This is a genomic window from Nocardia sp. NPDC005366, from assembly GCF_040606855.1.
Lineage (GTDB): Bacteria > Actinomycetota > Actinomycetes > Mycobacteriales > Mycobacteriaceae > Nocardia.
In genome coordinates this window covers 48,748-74,279 of sequence record NZ_JBEXFQ010000004.1, presented here as the reverse complement: position 1 = coordinate 74,279, position 25,532 = coordinate 48,748, and the positions used below count along the sequence as shown (strand labels likewise).

The 25,532-nt window shown below is 66.8% G+C and carries 1 protein-coding gene (running past one end of the window); it reads right to left on the bottom strand.

Translation table 11 applies throughout. The features are described 5' to 3' along the window. Positions 1–16: 16 nt before the first annotated feature. Positions 17–25,532, bottom strand: partial view of a C2 family cysteine protease gene (locus tag ABZS43_RS06205; RefSeq protein WP_355034742.1) — the 3' portion only. 14,417 nt of this gene lie beyond the right edge of the window; the window shows 25,516 of its 39,933 coding nt (coding positions 14,418–39,933); the start codon falls outside the window, past its right edge; the stop codon is at positions 17–19.

Sequence of the window (25,532 nt, the reverse complement as noted above, 5' to 3'; positions counted from 1 at the left end):
GGGGGTTACCTCACTTCTATCGACGTTGACGCTTGTTGACGCGGTCGTCGGGGTCGATAGGGCCGACGATGTCCCTGGCACGCCGACGCCGTGACGGTGGTGTCGGTGGTGTCGGTGGAATCTGCGCGCTGCTGCCGGATGGTTCGGAGTTCGCCGGGGCCGAGACGGAACCGCCGTCGTCGGTTGGGATGTCGTCGGGATGTGCTCGCCGGAACAACCGCTCGGCCTTGGCGTTCTCATCGAACCACCAGTCGATGAACCCGGCGCGTTTGGCGATGTCGTTCTCGGACCAATTCGTCTGCGCCAGGAGCTGGTAGTTATAGGCCTTGATGATCATCAGCGGCCAGATGGGATTGCCCGGTTCGGCCACCGGCGTACCTGTCGCCGTCGGATAGACGGTTCGGTCGACCGAGCTCAGAATCGGATCATCGTCCACGACAATGGCGACTCCGAATCTCTCGCTGCCGATCAGTTCCGTTTCCTCCACTCGCACCGGTGCCCAACCGCCGTTTTCCGTCCGCCGCATCGCGATGAACATCGTTTTCACGGCGTCCGGGTCGGCTGCGGCGAATCTACGCAGCTCGTCGACGATCGCCGCGTCCGCCAAATCCTTCGGGACATCTTCGGGCTTGGGTCCGGTCGACCGATCCCAGAGCGGACCGGTCATCTGAACTGCGGGCCGCAGCCCGACGGCGGCCGCGTCATCGGTCGCCATCCGCCAGGTATCGCCTGCCAAGGACTTGATCTGCACGATTTTCGGGTCGGCGGCTTCCTGACCGACGAAATACCGTCCCCCGTCGACCAGATAGCCGACCTCGGACGGACCCACCCCCGCGACCGTTACCAACCGGACGCGACGCGAATGCCCTCCGACCTTGATGCCGTCGGATTCGCCGTCGACACCGGGCCGCAATCGCAGCCGCGGCGGAGTCGGCGGTGCGTGCACTATTCGCGTGAGTTGGGTGCCGTTCGGCACGACGAAGAACGGACGATACGGCCCCGGGTCGGGGAGATTCGGCACCGCTTGATCCAATCGCCGCACCGTTACCACGGCGGTCGGCGGTCGCTCGATGAGAGCACCGGGGTCACCGGGTTCGGACTCCAGCTGCCGGAAATCGGGATGGACGACCAGACCGCGGCGCGTCCACAGCGCCAGCGCCGAATCGGCCAATGCTCGGAGGGTCCGCCCGCCACGATTCCGGTCGATGAGCGACACGGTGACGCCGTCGTGCACTTCCATCCGCAGGGTTCCGATAATCGGGACACCGAACGCCAGCGTGGCGCTCTGCCGATTGTGGTCGATTTCGGGGGGCATCAGGAATACCCGACCCTGCAACCCGACCGCGACCTCCAGATGACGAGTCGACGGCGTACGCGGCACCCAGTAATCGTCGTCGCCCTGGGGGAGGGTGCCCCAACCCGATTCTATCGGTCTGCCATCGAGGTTGTACCAGCGGCCGTCCTCAGGGTTTATCCGGATCTCGCATCGCGCCCTGTTCCGACTCGCGACCCGCTGATCGAACGATCCGTCCCCGCGCATCGCGCGAACACTATGCGGCGAACGGTCCCAGCCGTACGCGAACCGCGTGCCCATCCCGATCGACGAGAAATTCTCGAACTGGTTGAGATACTTTGCCGAAACCACGATTCCGTCGGCTGATCGGCGTCCCGGTCGGTGCTCGATCGGATCGATCACCCGCACACCCGTCACACGTCCCGTGCTCTCGTCGGTGACCACACCGGACACGACATGTGCGTGGTCGCCCAACAGGCCGGTGCCGGGAAGCTCCCACAGGTGGCCCGTCGGTGTCACGGTGCCGAGGACCACGATGTCGCCGCGCTTCGACAACTCGGCGATACGGTCCAGAACCCATTGGGTGACCACCGACTCGATCAGCGGCTCGCCCGACTCCCACCGCACCATCTCCGCAACCATCGGCGCCAAACGTGGCTCGAGATCGACGAATTTCGTTTCACCCCAGGTCACCCGCAGGAATTCGAGCAAGCCACTAGACTTCTGCGGATCGATGCCGTTCAGCCACGAGACGTACCAGGACCTCAGGTCCGCCTCCGACCGCGCCCGTTGCCGCATCCAGTCGACCATGGCCCTCGCGTGGCGCCAGTTGTCGGGGTCGACCCAGCCGGCGATCCAATCGCGCCAGTCGCCCTCGAGGTCGAGCAACTCCTCGGCCAAGTCGTCACTCTCGAGCAATTCCGCCAGCACATCACGACCGAGCGCCATCGGATGGGCGAACGCCCGATCGTCCACCGCGCGAATCGGCGCGCTCCGGTCTGTTCCCTCGGTTTGCGGCCACAGCGCCATCGCGGCCTTGGCCGCCATCCCGCCATCGATGCCCGCGTAGCCTTTCTCCGCGCCCCGGTATACCGCCCACGCCTTCTCTATCACCGCGGGCCACATCGGCTGCCCGGGTTCGTGCAACGCATAGGCCATGTCCTTGCCGTAGGCATAGAACCGCAGATCCACCGGCACCCATACCTCGCGCCGAGCCGACTCCCCGGTCACCACGTCACCACCGGCCGGGTTCTCCCGTCCATCCACCATTCCCTCGAAGAAACGCACCTCCAGGTCGCCGTCGGACCTCCACCGAATCATCTGCCGAACCCAATCCGGGTGCCGCGCGGCCAAACCCATCAGATCCGCCATCAGATAGCAGGTACCCGCCTCACCCTGTCGCACATCCGAGACGCGCGGTACGCCGTCCGGCCCGAACAGCGGATTGGAAACCCGCACCACTTCGGGAACGACGATTCCGGCGTCGGTGCACGCCTTGCGCTCGATCAGGAACCACTCCCGCGCACCACCGGCGCTTTCTGGGGAATACACCGCGATCTGGTCGGGTCCGCCCAGATCCATACGCACCGGGAGGATCGAGCCACCGTGGAACCGCACCGTCTCGTGCGTATCCGAGCCGAACGCGAACGACAGATGAGGCGGGACTCGCAACAGCGCTGCCGGGAGGCGCGCACCCGCCCGCGGTTCGTCCTCGGGGTCGGGCCGCACCGGCGATGTGGTGATGACAGCGGCGGCGGCAGAACCTTCGGTCGATCCATTGTCGGGCCGGTCAGAGGGGAATTCGATTCGGGCGACCGTGTCCATGGGCGGTCCCTGCTCTACGTGGACCACGGTCGTTTCCCGCTCCCGCGGGGAAATATCGCGATAATCCGCAGGCACATCGTCGGCCCAATTGTCGGCCCGATCTCGCGCGCGCAGGTATTCCCCGTCCTGCCCGTCCAACCATTCGCCGACCCTGGTCTGTAGCGCGGCGAGCCGATCACCGGATTCCGCCAGCGGAACCCAGACGCCCGCGTCCTCGTCGTATTCCCTGTCGCGCCGGGCTTGCCGGTACTCGCGCTCCAGTTCCTCGTCCGCCACGGCGGCATGCGCCGCGAGGATCATCGCGGGCCAGATCGCAACGTCGGTGCCCGTCGCGAAGGGGAAATCGACGTACCGATTGATTGGCACCCATTGCGGGTGTCCCTGCACCATCAGCAACACTTCGATCCTGCCGGCGGCGGGTTCGCGCACCATCTGTCGGATCGCGGACGCACCCTGCGCACCGGTGACGAGCGCTCGCAGTTGGGCGAGCGCCGTCGACCCGGAGAAGAACGCGGAATCGGGAAGGTCCGCGGCGACGGGGCCCGACGCACCGAAAAGCGGGCCCGCGAGGCGTCGACTCGGCCGCAATCCGTACCTCGCCGCGATATCGGCTCGCACCGATCCCAGTTCTCGGCCGTCCTGTTCCACGATGACCTGCCTGGGATCATAGGGATCCGTTTCCACGACGACCCGATCGCCGAATCCTAGGGATACCTGACTCGACAGGCCCGGCATCGATACCTTCAGGACGAAGCGCCCGCTCTGACGCTCGTCGATGTATCCGAGATCGGACAGGCGTTGCGACGCAACCCACCCGGAACCGTTCGCGCCGGTCACGAAGTACGCGGTATTCCCGTTCCGGTCGATTCCGCGCGTCGCTGGACCGTCGCCGTGGCGCAGGAAGCCGCCGGGGAAAGGTTCGATCCACTGTCCCCCTTCGGTTTCCACGTCATAGCGCGGAATCTCGTCATCCGCGGCTCGGTCGACAGCGCTGCGCGCGTCGCCCGCATCGACGGGCAGTTTCGGCAACACCACGCGAGACCCCCGGTTGACGGGTATCCACACCGCATCGCTGAGCGTCCCCGGTGGAACGAGTGGAATGGGACCGGAACCGGCCGCGTCGTCGCTGACGCGAACGATCGGCTCCGGCAATGCCGGATCGGGGGCGCGCCGGTGATCGTGTTCCCGAACCATCCAATCCAGCTGGTCCTCCTCGCGTTCGACGCCCATCACCCGACGGAAATCCTCGTCGACAATCTCCGCCCGATCGGCGTGCATCACATGACGGAAATCCTTGTCGACCACCAGACCGGGACTACCCGAGCGCAGCGTGTCCAGCGCGGCGGCATTCTGTGCCGAGGTGATCGGGTACTGGCCACCGACATCCATCATCACCGTCAGCACCCCGCCACGAACCTCGACCACCGCCGCGGCAGCGGCAGCGGCACCGTCCAGCAGCGACGCCCAGGTGATCTCCTCCTTGCGCGACGCCCTGTCCGACATGGTGATCGCGTACATATTCCCCCGCACGTCCATCACCAGAATCGCGCGCCGGTCGAGGGGGTCCTGCGATATTCGCGCGCCACCGTTGTCCGGGAGATCCATCCCCATGCGCGTACCCCACGTGGTGTCGAAGAGGCCGCCGTCGATTGCCCGATACAATCGACCGTCCGGGCCGACCACGATCCGCGACTCCTCACGCCGAGCCGGGGATATCTCGACGTAGTCCCAGCCGCCCACGCCGTCCCTCTCGACCCCGGCCATTTCCGGCGCACCGGTCGATCGATTCGGCACCCGCACATCGGTACCCGCGAAGACCGGTCGATGGTCACCGATCACCACCGACGCGCCGTCGGCGGCGAACAGTGCGGCCAAGTCCGCCCCGTCATCGCGGAATTCCCCGAGCGATTCGGTTACGGCCGTATCATCGGCCGCCACTCGGCCCCAGGCTTCCAAGTAGTGCGCCGGCCAGGACGGCCGATCCGGCGAGGTCACCATCGGAAGATCGGTACGACCATCCCCACGCACCCACCGCCATTCACCCGCGACCTTCAGCAGTACCTCGACACCACCCGCGACCCCGTGGCGCAACTTGGAGCGCAGCGCCATCGGGGAATTTGCTACCAGACCGCGCAACTCGTCGAGCACCGCCGAGAACCCGGAAGCCCGCAACTCAGCACTGTCCAACACCTCCAGATCCCGCGGCTGCGGAACACCCGATTCATCGAACAAATCCCCCACGATCAACCGCAACGGACGCAGTCCGACCGCCGCCGCATCAGCCACCGACACCGCGAATTCGTCATCGCCGCGACGCAACAACACCCGGTCACCATCGCCCGCCAACTCCTCGACCACTACCCGATCCTCTTCGGACAGCTCCACGAATTCGGTCGATTGCACAGCCACCTTCGATGGCACACCCGCCACGGCTATATCCCACTCGACACGGTCCTGGGCAACAGCGAACCGCACCACTCGCGGTCCCACCCCCGATTCCCCTACACCGTCAACGGATTTCAATTGGATACGCGCGCCACGGCGAACCAGTTCCATCGACGCACCGATCTCGCCACCGTCACCCGACGGCTCGCTGTGGCCGACCGTCCCGAGCGAGGCGAGCAGCTCGATCTGGTTGAGGTACTCGGCCCGGATCTCGATCTCGCGTCTGCTGTCGAACGGATCGATCACGCGGACACCGGTCACACGTCGGGTACCCGCGTCGTCGTACACCTCCGATACACCCGATACCGCATAAGAATGACCGGGCAGCAGACCGGTACCCGGGAACGCCCGCACCCCATCGGGACGCATTCTGGTTCCGAGGACCAGGACGGCGCCCCCCTCGAACTGTTCCGCGACACGATCCAGAACCCGTCGGGTGACCACCGATTCGGCCAGCGGCTCACCCGACTCCCACCGCCGCATCTGCGCCAGCATCGGCGCCAGCCGCGGCTCGAACTGAGCGAACTTGGACTCTCCCCAGCTCACCTCGAGGAATTCGACCAGACCGTACGACGTGCGCGGATCGATACCGTGCAGCCATGAGGCGACCAACGCCCTGGCCATCTCATCGTTCAGTCCCCGTGCTGTGAACTCGGTGTATTTCGCGATCGCGGGAGCCCAGGTGTCACGCTCGACCCACCCGGCGATCCAGTCGCGCCAGGCCCCGTCGAGATCCGACAATTCCCGCGCGGGCTCATCACCCACCAACTCCGCCAACACATCACGACCGAGCATCATCGGATGCGCGAAAGCCATGTCGTCCACCACGTGAGTCGACGCGCCCCGATCCGACTCCCGGCCCTGCGGCCACAACGCCGTCGCGACCTCGGTAGGCGAGCCGCCTTCGATACCCGCGTAACCCCTGAATCCGCCCTGGTGGATCGCCCACGCCTTCTCGATCACCGCGGGCCATATCGGCTGCCCCGGCTCGTGCAACGCATAGGCCATCTGCTCGCCGTACGCGTAGAAGCGCCGATCCACCGGCACCCACACCTCACGGCGAACCCGTTGCCCCGCACCATCGTCGGCGTCCTCGAAGAAACGCACCTCCAGATCACCGTCGGAGCGCTCACGAATCATCTGCCGCACCCACTCCGGATACCGCGCGGCCAAACCCATCAGATCCGCCATCAGATAGCAGGTGCCCGCCCCACCCTGCCGCACATCCGAAACCCGCGGCACACCGTCCGGACCGAACAACGGGTTGGCAACCCACCTCACCTCGGGCACCCTGATGCCGTAACCGGTGAATATCGCGCGATTCGCCATGGCCCACGCTTGCACGCGACCCGCGAACTCCTTGGGGAGAGCCGCCGCGATTTCCTCGGGACCACCGCCCAGGTCCGTGCGCACCGCGACGAACGAACCGGGGGTCAACTGCACTATCCCGAACTGGTCCGCGAAAAATGTGGGCGCAAGATGGCCCGGGATTTGCACGGCCGCAGCCGGGAGGCGCTTGCGCGCCTCTGACTCGTCCGCGGCAACAGGCCTGTCCTCGGAAGCCGGCTCGATGGCGAGGGGTGACTCGACATCGGATATCGTGCGCGCACTTTCGTCGCTATCGCTGTCGCGCCGGATTTCGGTGCCCGTCACCTGCGGGAAGTCCTGCGAACCACCCACACGACTGTCGTTCCCCGGCAGACTGTCGAACACGCTGTCGTCCACAACATCTGGGACCCGACGGCCGCCATCGGCCACGTCCTCGGCCGTCATCTCCCTGGCCCTGCCGCGCTGCGACGCCGAATCCCCCGGGACCAACTCCGCATCGAATCGGGACCCCGCCCACTCGTCCCACCGAACGTCCTCATCGCCCTGGCGCGGGGCAATCGGTGGCGTATCACTCTCGTCATCGGACGACAATTCCGACAGTCCCGCGAGCCACCGCTCGACCTTGTGCTCCGAGCGCTCGCCGGCCGACCGACGGTCGCCCTCGTCCCCCGCGACCACGTCTCCGGCGTCCACCCGGGCATATGCCTCGAGGAAATACACCGGCCACGACGGCCGATCCGGCGACATCGTCACCACAGGAAGATCGGTACGACCGTCACCGCGCACCCAGCGCCACTCACCCCCCACTTTCAACAACACCTCTACCGCGTCCCCGGCACCCCGACGCAACCTGTCCCGCAAATCCGTCGGATGGTCCGTGACAGCGGCACGCAACCAATCCATGACGCCCGCGTACTTCGATGCCAGGAACTCCGCGGTCTCCAACACCTCCAGATCCCGAAGGTGCGGAAGATCCGACTCATCGAACAAATCTCCGACGATCGACCGCACACCCCCCGGACCCTGATCCGACTCGCCGTACAGCACACCGTCACCGGACTGCGACCCCGGTCGGACACCGATGCGAACCCACTCCACCACCCTGGTCCCATCGTCCACATCCGTGGCCCTGGGCCGAGAGACCGCATCCGCCTCGACCGACTCCGCCCCCACACTCGTCACCGCCGGAGGAAGCCACATCCCTGTCCGCGCGTCCAATTCCAGCTCGCCACTCGCACGCAGATATTCACGCTCCACAGCACCGGCATCCACATGCTGCGACTCCGACGGCGCGGGATGGTCGACCACCGGCTGGTCGCCCGGCGTGATCACATCCGAAACCACCGCAACGGGCGACGGTACGCCGAACTCCTCCACCCCCGACGGCACCGAATCCGACGGCGATGCCGAAACGGCCGCGGTCATATCGGAATACAATCTGTCCCAGCCGTATACGAATCGAGCACCCGGCCCTGTCGACGAGATCAGTATGAACTGATTGAAATGTTTCGTCGGCACCACAACCCCATTCGGGAACCGCCTCCCCGGCCCCTGCCCGTGCGGATCAAGCAAGCGCACACCGGTCACACGCCCGGTAACCTCGTCGGTCACGACACCCGAGACGGCATAGCCGTGGCCGTGCACCAGGCCGGTGCCAGGGTGCTCGCGGGCCCCATCGGGAAGCAGACGGGTGCCGATCACCACAGTGTCACCACGTTTGAACAGTTCCGCGACGCGGTCCGCCACCCACTGGGTCACCACCGAATCAGCCAGCGGTGTCGTGGACTCCCACCTCTTCATCTCTTTCAGCATTGGTTTCAATTGCCGCGACCGTTTCCAGTACCCGAAAAGGCCCCATTTCTCCCGAAGGAAGTCAGCGAATCCGGCCGACGTTCGGGCGTCGGGGCGTCCGATCCACGGGTAGCGGTACCTTTCGGCCATCCAGTCGTGCCAGTCCGCCTCGACGTCCAACAACGCGCGGGCGATCTCATCACTACCGACCAACTCCGCCAACGCATCCCGACCGAGCATCATGGGATGCGCGAACGCCAGGTCGTCCACCGCCCGAATCGGCAGCACCCGGCCCGCCGCACCGGCCGTCTCCGCAGGCCACAATGCCCTCGCGGCCTCCCCGGGGCGTGCGCCGGAAATACCCGCATACCCCGCGTCCGCGCCGCGATAGATCGCCCATGCCTTCTCGATCACCGCGGGCCACAACGGCTGTCCCGGCTCATGCGCCGCATACGCCATCCTCCCGCCATAGGCGTAGAAGCCCAGATCCACCGGCACCCACACCTCACGACGAACCGGCCGCCCGAACACCACCTCACCGTTGGGCAACGTCTGCCGTCCGTCACCGATCTGCTCGATGAATCGCACCTCGAAATCACCGTCGGGAAGCGAACGAATCATCCGACGCACCCAGTCCGGATGCTGCTCCACCAAACCGATCAGATCAGCCAGCAAATAGCACGTGCCGACACGACCCTGCCGCACATCGGAAGCGACAGGCATATCTCCCGGACCGAACAGCGAACCAGTGGCCCGCACCAGGTCCGGCAACGGTACCCCGGCGTCGGTGAATACCTTGCGGTCCACCAGATGCCATGCCGGCGAACGGCCCTTGTCCGTGAGAAGCACCGAAACCTGATCGGGCCCGCCCTCGTCCAGGCGCACTGCGACGACTGTCCCACCGGCCAAGCGCTCCCGGTAACCGTTAGCCGAGACGAACCTGATCGTGGAATTCTCAGGGATTCGCACACTGGCCGCGGGCAGGCGTCCGCGCGCACGCGACTCGTCCGCCTCGTCATATTCCCTGTCACGGCGAGCCTGACGGTGTTCGCGCTTCAGTTCATCGGCCTCCACGGCAGCAAACGCCGAAAGAATCACCGCGGGCCAGATCGGAGCACCATCCACGACGAACGGCAGATCGGTGAACCGATCCACCCGAACCCACCGTGGACTACCACCCACCATCAACAACACATCGATCGCGCCCGGACGATCCTCCCGCACGATCCGCCGGATCGCGGACGCACCCGCTTCACCGAGGACGAGAGCACGCAACTGCGCGACAGCCGGAGCCAGCGCCGCGGGCACCGCATCCGGGAGATCCCCGACAACCGGACCCGAATCACTCCCGAAAAGCGGTCCCTGGAGCCGACGCGACACACGCAACCCGAATTTAGCCGCCAATTCCGCCGACACCGACACCGGCGGCTCACCACCACGACGCACCAGAACCCGGTCCAGGTTATCCGGATCCCGCGTCACCGTGACTCGCTCGTTCATCGCGAGTTTTATCGACTTCGGCCGACCGGACAACTTGACCCGGGCGACAAAGCACCCGTTGTCGTGTCCGAAGCGATAACTGGCCTCGGTCAACCGCTGCTGCAGAACCCAACCCGATCCATTCGCCCCGGTCACGAAGAACTCCGTGTTTCCCCGCTCATCCAGTCTCCGACTCGCGGGCATGGCTGTGTGACGCAGCACGCCATCGGGAAACGGCTCGAGCCACTGCCCCGTATCCGCGCGCAGGTCGAACCGCCGGTTCGCGCGCAGGTTCGCCGCATTGGCGACCTCATCGGGATTGCCGTCCGCATCGAGCAGATCGGTCGGTAGCTTGCCCGGCAACTCGACACGGGAACCCCGACGAACGGGTGTCCACACCGAATCGGTCGACACGCCAGGCGGAACAAGCGGAATCGGGCCGGACACGCCACGCGGCTGCGACGCCCCCCTCGACTCCACCACCATGCTGCTTCCGATCCAGGACGGCGGAATGGCGTCGCCATAGATCGCGCTCGTGCCCGCACCCGCGGAGGACACGAGGTCGAGTTGGTTGAGGTGCTGAGCGAGTACTTCGACTATCTCGCCTTCGGTGTCGGCGGGGTTGCCGGGATCGATCAGCTTCACACCCGTAACACGCCCGGTGACCGGGTCGGTCATCAACCCGGAGAGGGCATAGGCGTGATTGTCGGGCAATCCCGTGTGCGGAAGCGGCTCTCCCTCTCGGTCGCGGGTATTGAGGACAACCGTGTCACCCCGCTCGAAAAGGTAGACGATGCGATCGAGCAGCCATCGGGTGAGTACCGAATCCGTCTGCGGCGCATCGGTTTCCCACTCGTCCAACACCCTCCACAGCGGTGCGACGCGTTCGATCACTTCATCGTATCGGCCTTTCGGCATGGTCGCCGCGAGGAAATTCTCGAAGCCGACGGACTTTCTGGCGTCATTGGCCTCGAGCCATGCCCGGTACTCGTCCTCGAACGCTTCGCCTTCGAACCCCTTTTCGCGCAATTTCCTTCGGACTCGCTTCGCCCTCGGCCAACGGCCGTGGTTACGCCAGTCGTGCAGCCATTGGCGCCACGCGTCTTCCAGAGACAGCACCTCGTGCGCGAGATCCACTCCGCCGACGAGTTCGGCCAGCACGTCCTGACTCAATTCCATCGGATGTACCGCGAGGAGTTCGTCCACGGCGCGTGTCGGCTGCGTCCGGCCTGCGACACCCGGTATCAGCCGCGGCTGCGTTACTCCCGCCATCCTGCCGGAGAGTCCGCCGTCGATTCCGCTGTAACCCAGGTCCGAGCCGCGGTAGATCGCCCACGCCTTCTCGATCACCGCCGGCCACAACGGCTGCCCGGGATCACCGGCCGCGTAGGCGAGAACCCCGTCTCCGTAGGCGTAGAAACGGCGATCGACCGGCACCCACACCGCGCGGCCATCCGCCTCGAGGAACCGCACCTCGAAATCGCCGTCGGCGCGCAGCCGGATCATGTCGCGTATCCAGTCCGGGTGGTCCTGCGCCAGAGCGATGAGCGGGGCGAGCAAATAGCAGGTGCCCGCCTGGCCCTGCCACACATCCGACCGCCGCGGACCGTGCGGGCCGAACAGCTCGTTGCCGACCGTCACCAGCTCGGGAAAATCCTCACCGAGGCTCGCGAAAGTGTTCTGGGGTATCACCCGCCACATCGGTCTGTCGCCGGTCCCGCTGTCGTCGAACAGCAGGATCCGATCGGGCGCGTCGTCATACGGGCGGATCGCCACGTTCTCACCCGCGGCGAGTTCTACCGTTTCGCCATTCCACTCGTAGGTGAGACCGCCGTCGGGAACAACCACCATCGCCGCGGGAACCCGCTCGGTGGGCGTCGGATCGTCGACGAACGTCGACCTCGTATGCGCCTCGAGCAGCAGTATCGGCCAGATCGGATCGTCGTCGCGGATCGCTTGGCTCGGCGCCGACGTGGCGCGATCCATACGGACCCATTGGGGTCGGCCCGCGACCATCAACAGCACATCGAAGCGCTCGATCCCGCCCGCGCCCGTCGCCACGGGCCGCACCATCCGCTCGATGAAACCCGGTCGGGTACGGAGGATTTCGCGCAGCTGTTCGGCGAGATCCGCATGTCGTCCGTCCAGCACCCGCAGGTCCTGTGCCACCGCGCCCTCCGGCCCGAACAGCGGGCCGCGCAGGTTCCACACCTGCGGCAGACCCACCGACTCGGCCACCGACGCCGCGACCGAAATCGGGGTCCCGCCGACCCGGTTCACGAGCACCTCGTCTTCGTCCGCCCCTGGTTCCACCGAGATCCGGTCGTAGACGGACAGGGTTATCGCCACCGGCGCACCGGGCAGCGTCCGATGTCGCACGAACCCGCCTCTGACCGCGTCCCAGAGATATTCGGACTCGGTGAGGGCGCGGTGCGAGACGAAACCGCTGCCTTCGACTCCGGTCACAAGGTAGAACGTCGATCCGTTGTCGTCGCGAACCGTGTCCGGACCGGGGATGTGCCGCAGCATTCCATTCGACGGGGTGAGGATCTGGTCGAGGTCGGTGCGTACGGCGTTGTCCGACAACGTGATCCGGTGGCGGTGCCGACTCGGGAACATCACGGATTCACTCGTCGCCCCGCGCGGGACCAGCGCGAGCGGACCGTCGATGGCCGGATCGGGCGTGTGCGTGTTCTCGATCGGCACGATGTGCCGCCGCACCTGCTCGGTCCATCCCGTCGTCTCCGCCGACGGTCCGTCGGCCCGAACGAGATGGGTCCGACGCAAATCCCTGTCGACCCGCAGCGGCTGCGACGAACCGAAGAGATGATCCAGTGCCGCGTCGTTGAGTGCGGAGGTGTTCGCGTATTCCCCGCCCTGATCCGAGACGAGTGTGAGCACGCCAGCGCGAACGTCGATCAGCGCCGCGGCGGCGGCCCGGCCACCGCCGAGCAGCCATGCGTGCGTTCGCCGTTCGCCGCGCTGCTCGAATTCCGGAATCGCGTACATATTCGCGTACTCGTCCATAACCAGCACCGCACGCGAGCTCGCGCCGCCGAGAAGATTTGTGCCCCACGTGGTATCGAACAGACCACCGTCGGATCGATACAGCAGTCCGCGCGGTCCCACCACGATGCGGAAGCTCTCCCGCTCGGCGGGTGTCGCCTTCGCGGCCGTTTCCGCCGTGGGCGCCACCCCCGCGAGCACCGTATCACTCGCGGTGTTTCGATCCGGGACGCGAATATCGGTGCCCGCGAACACCGGTCGGATATCGCGGATCGGTCCTGACTCCGTTTCCGGTCCGTACTGTTGGGTCTCCAGTCCGTCGTAGTCGGGCAGGGAGTCGAGGAAACTCTCCTCCTCCTCGCGCACCACCTCGGGATCCACCGCGGCCATATGCCTGCGGACGGTGCGCAGGGGAAGGCCGAGTTCTCGACGCTTGGTTCGGCCGAGCATCGTTTTCAGGAAGTCGACGAAGCCGTCGGCGTAGCGAACATCGTGCAGTCCCATCCACCGCCGGAACTCACGCTCGGCGAACTGCCTGGCATAGGCGTCGATCGCGCGATCGCCGGTCACCCCCTTGGCGACAGCGTGGTTTCGACCGACCGCGTGTGCTCGATCGTAGGCAACACGGGCCGACGACCAGTCGCCCCGATTCCGCTGGGCCCGGTACCAGTCGCGCATGCGAGTGCGCCAACGGTCCTCGAGCCCCAACACTTCCGCCGCCACCGCGGTGCTACCCAGCGATGTCGCCAGCGCGTTCTGGCCCATCGCCATGGGATGCGGGGCGAAATCACCGGCGCGGACGGCCCCGGTCGACCATGTCCAACGGTTGACATCCTCGGGTCGCAACGCCTCGGCGGCGGCCCCGGACCATTGGTCGCGTCCACCCGCGTAGCCCTGTTCCCCGCCGAAGTACACCGCCCATGCCTTCTCGATCACGGCGGGCCACAGCGGCTGATCGGGAAGATGTGCCGCGTAGGCCATCTCACCGGCGCTGCCGTAGGCGTGGAAACAGCGGTCGACCGCGACCCGCACCGTAGTGCCCTCGGCCGTCCTGAACAGCACCTCGAAATTGCCGTCCACGCGTTCTCGCACGATTCGACGCACCCACTCCGGACGTTGCGCCAGCGACAGCAGCACGGCGAGCAGCGCCGACGAACCCACACCGGTCTCGAGCACATCCGCGGTGCGCACGGACCCGTCCGCGCCGAACAACGGCCCGTGGGCCTCGGTCACGATCGGCATCTCGACGCCGAGGGCATCCGCGGGCACCGACTGCCACTTGCTGTATTCCTCCCCCTCCAGGGGGGCGAACACCCAGACGTAGCCGGGAACATCGTCATCGGGGAACGCGGCCACCGGCTCGCCCGCGATCAGGCGCACGATCGACCCGGTGATCACGGATTCGACCTCGACGGACTCGGGAACGATCACCGCGGCCGCGGGCCTGTTCGATGGGTGATTCACCGGCCGGTCCAGCCGAGAGGTCCCGGCATCGCCCCGCGTCGAAGTAAGCCTGTCGTCGTATTCCTCGATGGCGGGCTGGTCGGCGGCGGTGGTTCGACGACCGGCGCGGAAAGCGGCCAGCGCGTCCGCCGATCCGGTGCCGTCGAGATCGCGTGACTCGCGCCGGGTTTCGTCGTCGAGCCACAGCACGGTCGCGATATCCGCCGACGGATCTTCCTGCTTCGCCGCCGCGTACATGTCCAGCGCGCGGGCGATGCCGTCACCGGCCGCGGAACGCTCGGTGTCGAATCCGGGAACGTGCCATGCCACCCGCGTGGCGGTGTCGGTATTCCCGAAACCGATGACCAGCGCGCCGCGCAGGTCGAACGCGTCGGGATCGCATTTCAGCAGATGCACCGGTGGCGCCGGAATACCGGACAATCCGGCTGTCAGCCGAGTTTCCAGTTCGGCCTCACACAGGACGGACAGCATGTCGTCCAGCCGCAGGAATCGGCGGTGCTCATCGGACAGCGATGTCGAATCGGCGTTCGCGCCGTGCCGGGAAAGATCGCGTGCGAACTCCTCCAACAGGGTGTAGACGTACTCACGGTTGAGCGTGTCCCGCACCGCGGCCGGAATTCCCTCGGAATTGCGCAGCGCGGGGTAGTCGCGCACCAGAAGAGATCGGTGCGCCCGAGGCAGAGCGGCGAAATTCAGCGCATTCCACCACTGCCCGCCGTGCTCGCCCCACCAACCGGCCATGCGCGCGGCCGAATCCACCGTCGCGCCCGAGACGTCGAGTTCGGTCGGAAGACGCGGCGCGACGATCGTGGCGAAATCCACGAGGTCGGCACCCGAGGGTGGCTCCGGGAGATCGGGGGAATCCTGCGCCGGTCCGAGATCTTCGCGCCGTTGGAGCAGTTCCAACATATGGGCGTTCAGCAGTTCCTGAACCGCCGAACTCGTCCCGGCCCGCGATAGCCGGTTCGACAGGACCGCGGTCTGCTTGTTCAGTGCGATCCACCGGCGATCGGTCTCGATGGTGGACCGCTCGGACGCGCCGTTCGATCCGGGCAGCGCCACGGTTTCGAGCAATGCCAGACGCGCGCTGACGTCCGCCGTGCCCGCTGCTTGCGGGCCGTAGGCCGACACGGTGCCCGGGCCCGAGGTGCCTATGCTGTAGAACCGGTTGAGGTTCTCGATCGCGACGGTGAGCTCCGGTCCCCCGTGTGGATCGAGTATCACGACCGCGGTCGGCGCCGCGGCATTCCCCACCCCGTCCCGTTCCACGCGGACAACGGAATACGCGTGCGTCGGAATCAGCCTGGGGCCCGCGTGCTGGATGACAGAGGTCCGCGGGCCGGTGTTGAGGTTCACCGTATCGCCGTGCCCGAGGATGCGATCGATCCGCTCGGCAAACCACCGCGCGATTCTCGTATCGGACAGGGGGATATCCGATTCCCACGCCCGCAGCTGGGTCAACACGTTGTTCTGCGATATCCACTGCTCTCGGAGCACGATCTCGAAAGCCTCGTGGTTGTCGTCGAATCGCAGCTCGCCGGGGTGTCCGGCGCGGTTCCATCTCGACAGCAGGTCCGTGACGGCGGCGGCGAGACCGTCACTCCAGCGCAGTTCGCGGACCATCGTGGCGTGATCCATGGCGGCGAGATGCGATGGCAGTAGTTCGTCGCCGTCGTCGCCGTCTTCCAGCATCGTCTCGCACACCGTGTCGATCGCGTCCTGGAGCTTGGTGGTCAGGATGTCGGCGAACGCGCCGTATCGGTCCCCGGTGACCAGGTACTCCCAGTCCAGGATCATTCGCGCCAGCCCGGGGCTGTTCACCAGGTCGCCGAGGGTGTCGCGATCCAGCTGGAACGGGTCGGCGAACAACACGCCGTCGAAGCTGCGTGTCGGCTGGATCCGCCCCGACGCGGTCGGCGCCGCCGCGGGCCGCACCATACCCGCCGAGGAACCCGCGAGACCACTATGGACGCCGAGGTAGCCCATCTCCCCGCCGTAGGCTACGGCCCAGGCCTTCTCGATGACGGCGGGCCACAGCGCCTGTCCCTCGACATGGGCGGCATAGGCCATACCGGTGTCGTAGTGGTAGAACTGCCGGTCCACGGCGACGCGGATCACGCTGCCGTCCGGCCGGGTGAATCGAACCTCGAAATTGCCGTCCGAACGTTCCCGCACCATCCGACGGACCCAGTCCGGATACCGCCGGGCCAGCGATATCAGGCTCGCGAGCAGGTAACACGTACCGACATTGCCCTGCACCACATCCTCGACCCGCGCAACGCCGTCCTCCCGGAAAAGCGCCCCTTCGACCCTCCGCAGACGCGGTACCGCAACACCCAGCGCGTCGGTGGACACCCGGTACCACCGCGCCTTGGTGGCATCCTCGGCCCTCGCGTACACCGACACCACGCCGGAAGCGTTGTCGCGCACATCGATCCCGACCATCGAGCCGCCGACCAGTCGCACGGTGCTCCCGCCGGGCACGTCGAACGTGACGCCGCCGACCGGGACGCTGATCGCTGCCGCGGGCTGGGCCAGTCGATGGTTCAGTGGCCGATCGAGACGGCGCCCGTCTGCGACGCTGCCGCCCTCCGACTCCGATCTCTCGTCGTAGACCTCGACCTTCGGTAGATCGTCCGGCCCGAGCAGGCGCGCGGTGTCGAAGGCGGCCAACGCGTCACGCAAGCGGTCGGCGCCACGGCCGAGCAACGACTCGACCGCCCGGCCGAGTCGTAGGAACGAACCGTTCCCGCGCGTGGCCCCGTCGTCGAGCCAGATGACGGTCGCGACCTGAGCGGAGGGGTCCTGCTGCAACGCGGCCGCATACAGATCCATGCCGCGTACCAGTGCGGTGCGCATCGAGGAGATCGAGGTGTCCAAGCCGGGGACATGCCAGACGACCGAGGTCGCGGAATCGGTACTGCCGAAACTCAATACGACCGAGCCACGCCCCCTGAACGCGTCCGGGTCGTATCTCAGCAGATGAACGGGCGGAACGTCGTTACCCGACAGCGCCGCCACGATACGAGCCTCCAACTCGGCCTCGTACAGGTCGGTCAGCGTCTGCTCCAGCGCGAGCCGCCGCTGGAAGCTGGCGCCACGGGTGACATCCATCAGCGGCAGGAGTTCGCACCGGAGATAACTTCGATTCAGCGTGTCGCGCACTTCGGCGGGAATGCCCTCGGAATCACGCAGCATCGGGAAGTCGGTGATCAAGCGGTGCTGCGCTTCCCGGGACAGGGTCGAGAATCGCAGATCGTTCCACCACTGGCGGCCGTGCTCGTTCCACCACCGCGCCGAACGGGTGACCGCCTCCAGCGCGCCGTCGGTCGACGTAACCGAATCTTGCAGTCTCTCCGGCAGATTCGGCGGCTCGATCCGATTCCACGGTCCACTCGGCCGCGGCCGCGACCAGATGCCGTCGAGCAGCGCCGACGGGCGAACCTGCCCGCGTTGCAGCGTCTTCCACCAGTCGTCGAGATCTTTGCGCTCATCGCGCAGTGCGTGCCGCTCATCGCTGAGTATGGCGCGCACCTGCGCGGTGGCGACGCCGCGCCGCAGGCGGGCGGAGACGGTCGTCTCCCGGTACTGCAGCATCACCCGACGCTCGTCGACCTCGACTCGTTGCCGCGCCAACTCGTCGACCCGCTCCCGCGACGGACCATCGAGTCCCGTCGGTTCGTAGGAATTGTCGTGCGCCCGGCGCTGGAAATCGTTGCCCAGCGCGAGACCGCGCTGTCGGAGCAGGTCGAGGGCGTGATCGTTCATCCTCGGATCGAGCCGGCGATGGGTGGTGTGATCCGACATCACCTGTAGCGTGCCCTGGTCGACGACGAGGTGGCCTGCCGCGCTGACCGGGAGACCCCCCAGGAACGACGTATGACTTGTCACGGTCGGATCGGAGTTGTCGGCGGCGTAGAGGTTTCCGTTGGTGTCCATCACGAACTTCGCATTCGCCGTGTGGACCACCGTGGCGTCTTTCGCGTGATACAGCTTTCCGTCCTCGCCCACGAACAGCCGGTGGGATTCCAGCAATTCGGGCCGCATCGGCACATCCGGTGCGTGGCGAGGGCTCATGAGCAGCGTCCGGTCCAGAAGCCGCAGGACTCCGGTGGACACATCGGTGCGCAGCGGCTGGGGAACCAGAGCGTTCGCCGGGCCGGTGCCGTCGGACGCGATCTCCGGCTCCGGCTCCGGTGCGGGGGTCAGGTCGTGAGTTTCCGGCAGCACGTCGTCGCCATAGGCCCCACGCGCGCCCACACCGGAGGAAACGAGGACGCTGAACCCGTTGAGGTGGCTGGCCGGGACCACGATACGGGTCGACGCGTCGGCCAGGTCGGTATTCGGGTCCGCGACTATCACACCGGTGGTCTTCCCGGTGACGGTGTCGGTCACGAGGTCGAGCAGCGTGTAGCCGTGTGAATCGACCAAGCCGGCCTCGGCGCGGGCCGTAGAGATTCCCTGCGTCGTCAGCAGGCCCATGGCATCGCCGCGGTCGAACAGATAGGTGATGCGTTCGAGAACCCACCGCAGTACGACCGAGCGAAGTCTCAGCGGCTCACCGGATTCCCAGTCGCGCATCTCGGCCCACATCGGCGCCAGATGTCGGTCGAGCCGCTCGAACTCGGTCTCGGACAATGTCGTCTGCAGGAATCGCCGGAAACCCAGCGACGAGCGCGCGTCGTGCTCGAGCATCCACTGGCGGAATTGCCCGCCGCGCTCGACATCCGAAAGATGAGCCAGGGCGTGCCAGGCATCGTCGGCCCTGTTCCAGGTATCCGGATTGTCCCAGCTCGTCATCCACTCACGCCACGCCCCATCGAGTTTCAACAGCTCACGGGCGATCTGGCTACTGCCGAGCAGATCCGTCAGCACGTCGAGACCCAGGGTCATCGGATGCGCGAATATCCGGTCGGCGGAGGTTTGGAACACCTGTTCTCGACCGGTGTTACTCCATATCTCGGCGGGCGTCAGCATGGCTGCCACCGCACCGGCCGAGCCACCGACGATCCCGGCATACCCTTCCTCACGACCGACATGGATCGCGTAGGCCTTCTCGATGATCGCGGGCCACATCGGCTGCCCCGGTAGCTGGGCGGCATACGCGATGGCGTCCGCGCCGAAGGGGCCGCGATAGGCGTAGAAGCGCCGGTCGACGGGAACCCAGACGTAGCCGGACGGCCCGGTGAATCGCACCAGGAATTCATCGTCGCGTTCCCGCACGGACTGTTGGATCCACTCGGGATGCCGCGCCGCCAGACCGCGGAGCATCGCGTGCAGATAGCACGTTCCGAGGCCACCCTGTACGACGTCTTCCGCTTTGGGAATACCGTCACCGTCGAACAGCGGTCCGGAGACCCGCACGAGATGCGGCAGCAATACACCCAGCGACCGCAGTACCGTCGCGCTCCCTCGGTGCCAGCCGGACGTACCCGGCCCGTTGATCTCGATCAGATCGGCGTCGTCGCCCTCGACCCAGCGCATCGCGACCGACGTTCCGCCGACCAGCCGTACGGTCGCGCCGCCCGATTCGAACGTGATGCCGCCGAGCGGGATATCGACATTCGCGGCGGGCACCTCGGCCCCCGGTCCGTCGATCGCCGCAGGGGCGATCGCCGGGACGAAACCGCGTGCGGGCAGCAATGCGGGTTCGATCGGGTCCTCGGCCACCTCGATGGCTTCGAGACCGTCGATCATCGCACGGCCGTCTTCGGGCCTGCCGCCCTCGAACTCGAATGCTCCCTCCTGCGGAACTCCGTCCAACCATTCGGCGACCCGCGTGTGCAGCGCCTGCTGGTCGTCGCCCGACTTCGCGATGGGCACCCACACTCCGGCCTCGGGATCGTATTCCGCGTCTCGCGACGCACGGTGCACATCGCGCCGCTCTTCCTCGTCGCGCAGGGCGGCGTATGCCTCCAGGACGAAGACGGGCCATACCGGATCGTCCTGCGTGCCGAGGAAATCCAGCGAACTGAAGCGACTCACCCGCACCCACTGCGGACGACCGTCCACCATGAGCAGCACGTCGACCCGATCCGGCGACTCGGATTTCACCATCGAGCGGACGGCGCCCGGATCACCGGAGACGAGTTCACGAAGCTGGGCGAGGGCCGAGGAATCGGCCTCGAGGAGTTCGAGGTCATCGACCCGAGGACCGGTCGGGCCGAAAAGCGGTCCCGTCACCGGTCGCCTCGGACGAAGTCCCCAGCTCGCCGCCATCTGTGCGGGCATCGAGATCGTTTGTTCGGCATCGGCTTTGAGCAACAGCACGCCATCGCGATCCCGCGCGTCCGGCATCACACGGACCTGCTCACCCACGCCGAAGTAGACCGGGCCCGCATCGGTGCTCACGCCGAGTCGCAGGACGAAATGTCCGGCGGCCGAGTCCTGGACATAGCTCCCGTCGATCAACGCGCGGCGAGTGACCCAGTCGCTGCCGTTCGCGCCGGTCACGAAATACCAGGTCGTCCCGTGCTCGTCGACACGCTTCATCCCTGGTGCGGTGCCGTACCGGAGCACACCTCCCGGCAGCGGCTCGAGCGGAATTCCTCGATCCGTTTCGACACTGTGGAACGCGCTGTCGCGCAACCGGATTCGGCTGCCCTCGTGTCCGGGTTCGATCAGTAGACGACTCGTCGCGCCGACGGGCGCCAGCGGAATGGGACGAACAATCGCCGGATTCCTGTCTCGGGTCACCGGTTCCCGGCCGTGCGAATCGAGTACCCGTTCCGGATTCAAGTCCTCCTCCAGCCACGAAAGCGCCTCGCTCGGCGTTCCCTCGGCGGCGAGGTAGCCTATGCGCCGGAAATCCGGGTGCAGGGCGAGCCCGATTCCGGGATCGGTGAGATATTCCAGCGCGGCGCCGTTCAGTTCGTCCTCCGCGTCGTACTCCCCGACGAGTTCGGCCATCACCGTGAGCACACCCGCGCGAACCTCGACGACCGCCGCGGATGCGGCGGGCGCTCCGCCGAGAAGTGCTGCGGGAGAAAGGAATTTCTTCAGCCTCTGCGCTATCGATACCGCGTACATATTGCCGTAGATATCCATCGCGAAGATCGCGCGGCGATCGCCCGAATTCTGCGTCCGCTGCCCTCGTAGCTGGTCGAGATCGCCGCCCACCATGCGCCCTTCCCAGGTGGTGTCGAGGAGACTGCCGTCGACGGCGCGGTACAGACGACCGCCCGGACCGACCACGATGCGATATTCCTCGCGCCGGACGAGCGACAGCTCCACGAATTCGGTGAGAGGTTCCAACTGTGCGCCGACGAATTTCGGCTCGGCGGTAGTCAGACGCGCGGGGACCGGAATATCGGTGCCGACGAAAACCGGTCGCGGGTCGGTAGTCCGGAACGCGTCGGCGGCGGCGCGCTGTTCTTCGGTGAGCATGGGGCCGAAATCGGGTGTCTCGCTCGATGAATCGTCGGCGTGCGCCACCACGGCCGGTGCCGGTCCCGTCTCGTCGCTGCCCGGGCCGGGGAGTTCGCTGTGCTGATCGGGCGAGGCCGCCACGCCGCGCGAGTTCAGCGAGTCGGCCACTTCGTCCCGGCCGTACACGAACCGGCCTCCCGGTCCGAACGACGAGAGCAACATGAACTGGTTGAGATGTTTCGCCGGGATGGTGATGCCGCCGGGGAGCTGCTTCCGGTGCGGGTCGGCCAGCCGCAGACCTGTCACCCGCCCGGTGCCCGGCTCGGTGACGACACCGAGGACGTAATACGCGTGTCTCACCATCAGGTCGGTGTGGCGGTGCCGAGTCGACCCGTCGGCGAGCACGCGGGTGCCCAATACCACGGTGTCGCCGCGTTCGAACAACTGCGCGACGCGGTCGAGCACCCACTGGGTCACCACCGAATCGTTCAGCGGTTCGACCGATTCCCACCGGCGCATCTCGGTCAGCATCGGTGCCAGAGCGGCCTCCAGTTCCGCGAAACGGACCGGACCCAGCGTGTGCCGGAGGAATTCGGCGAAACCGGTCGAACGCGCCGGGTCGCGGTCGATCAACCACCGGATGAGTCGGGCACCGCGTTCAGCGCGGGTCAGTGCGAGTCCGGCGAGCCGGACCTTTTCCGCATTGAAGAGAGGCCAGCGCTCCGGCGAACTCCACGTCACGTGCTGTTCGAGCCATGTCGACTGTAGATCCAGCAGCTCACGCGCGATCTCGAGGCTGCCGACCAACTCCGCCAGAGCGTCGATACCGAGCATGATCGGATGCGCGAAGGCAAGGTCGTCCACACCACGTGCGAGCTGTGTCCGACCGGCCGAACCCGAGGGGTCGGCGGGCCACAGTGCGGCCGCGATCACCGCGGGCTTCGCGCTTTCGATCCCCGCGTAGCCGCTGTCCCCGCCCTGGAAGATCGCCCACGCCTTCTCGATCACCGAGGGCCACAACGGCTGCCCCGGTACGTGCAACGCATAGGCCATCCGACCGGCATAGGCGTAGAACCGCGAATCGACCGGCACCCACACCTCACGACGAACCGGCTCGCCGACCTGCACTACACCGTCGGACGAGGTCTTTCGCCCGTTCGCGATCTCCTCGAAGAACCGCACCTCGAGATCACCGTCGGCGCGCTGACGAATCATCTGCCGCACCATGTCCGGATGCTGCTGCGCCAGACCGATCAGATCGGCCAGCAAAGCGCACGTCCCGGCCTCGCCCTGTCGCACATCCATGACGCCAGGCAGGCCCGTCGGCCCGTAGAGCGGGCTTGTCACCCGAACGAGCGCCGGAAGGATCACACCGGCGTCGGTGAACAACCGCCGCGAGACCGTATGCCATCTCGACGCACGCTGCCAGCTCGCGGGGACGAGAACCTGTATCAGGTCGGGTCCGACACCGTCCAGACGTATCGCGACCGTCGTCGCGGCGGCCAGGGTCACCACAGCACCGTCGTCGGCGGTGAACTGGATCGCGGCGGTCCTTGGTATCCGCACCAGCGCCGCCGGGAGCCGCTCGGCCGCGTGCGGCTCATCGGTCACCGATGCTGTCACGGCCGCGACCACCGGCCCGCCCCTGCCGGAACCAGCGCCGAGCGTGTCCACGTTCGACTGCGGGTCCGGATAGCCCTCGAGCCCGAGCACCGGCGCGAACTCCGGGGTCGGCTCGGAGAACACCGTCACCGCCGCGCGCTCGCCCGGTGGGATATCCCGGTATTCCGCCGGGATATCGTCGGCCCAGCCGTGCTCACGCGCGAACCCGTCTTCGGAAATCCCGCGCAACCATTCCTCGACGCCGGTGCTCAGCACTTCGAATCTCTCGCCGGACAGACCCGCGAAAACCCACGCGCCGGTTCGCTCGTCGTAGGTCCTGTCCCGCCGACCCAACCGATAGTCGTGTTGCAGATCGTCGGCCTCCACGGCCGCGGCCGCCGCCAGGATCACCACCGGCCAGATCGGAGTATCCGCGTCCGCCGCGAACGGCAGATCGGTCGATCGACCCACCCGGACCCACCGCGGTCGGTGACGCACCGTCAACAAGATCTCGATCTCGCCGGGCCGTGACTCACGCACCATGCGCCGGATGGTTTCCGCGCCCCTGTCACCACCGACGAGGGCACGCAACTGTGCCTTCTGCGCGGCCCCTGCGAAGGATTCCACCGCAGCCACATCCGCGGGCACCGGCCCGTCCACCCCGAACAGCGGACCCGTCAGCGGACGAGACACCCGCAAGCCGTATCGCTCGGCCACCTCGGCGCTGATCGCCACCGGCGCGGCGCCCGCGCGTCGCACCAGCACCTTCTGCGCGTTGTCGGGATCTTCCGTCACCGCGACCTGCTCGTTCACCTCGAGCGTGAGCGAACCAGGCCCGAGGGGGATTTCGATCCGAAGGACGAAACGGCGATCTTCGTCGCGGAATCGGTATCCGCGAGTTCGCATGCGTTCCTTCAGAACCCACCCGGTTCCGTTCGACCCCGTCACGAAGAACAGGACTCTTTTTCGTTCGTCCAGCCTGCGACCCGCGGGACTGCCGCTGTGCCGCAGGAAACCCCCCGGCAGCGGTGCGAGCCACCGGCCATCGATCGTCGGCACGTGATGCCACCGGGCGGGCATTCGCACCCGCGCCCCCTCCGGCGTCGGCGTCCACACCGAATCACTCGACACGCCGGGCGTGACGACGGGGATCGGGCCGGGCAGGATCGGATTCACGGGACCACGCACGACCGGCCCGGTGTCGGGCTCGAACGCGCCCGCCGCATCGAACGCCCCCACCGGATCGAACGCCCCCACCGGATCGAACGCCCCCACCGGATCGAACGCCCCCGCCGGATCGAACTCAGCGAGCTCCCACTCCGATTCCTCCCGCTCCGATTCCCGCTGCGCGAAACTCACATGCCGGAAATCCCGGTCGACGACCAAACCCGTTGTCCCCGAACGCAAGAACTCCAACGCGTCCGCGTTCATCTCGTGGGTGACCGGGTAGCGCCCGTCGAAATCCGCCAGGGCAGTCGGCACCCCGCCACGCACCTCGATCAACGCCACCGCGGCCGCGGGACCACCGGCGAGCAACGAGCCCGCCGTGATCGACTCGCGACGCCACTGCGATTCCGCCCTGGTGATCGCGTACATGTTGCCGTGCACATCCATCACCAGCAGCGCTCGGCGGTTGTCGGAATTGCGGGCACCGTACCGGTCGCTGTCCGCCGTGTGCTCCCACGCGCTCGCGGCGTCCAAGGTGGTGTCGAACAGCACACCGTCGACAGCCCGGTACAGACGGCCGTCCGGCCCGACCACGATCCGCAACTCCTCGCGCCGAGCCGGGGAGATCGCGGTGTACTGCCAGCCGGGGCCCGCAGTCATCTCGACCCCGACGATCTCCGGCGCACCGGTCGACCGATGCGGCACGGGAATACCGGTACCCGCGAACACCGGGCGATGTTCGGGCATCACCTCTGGTTCGGCA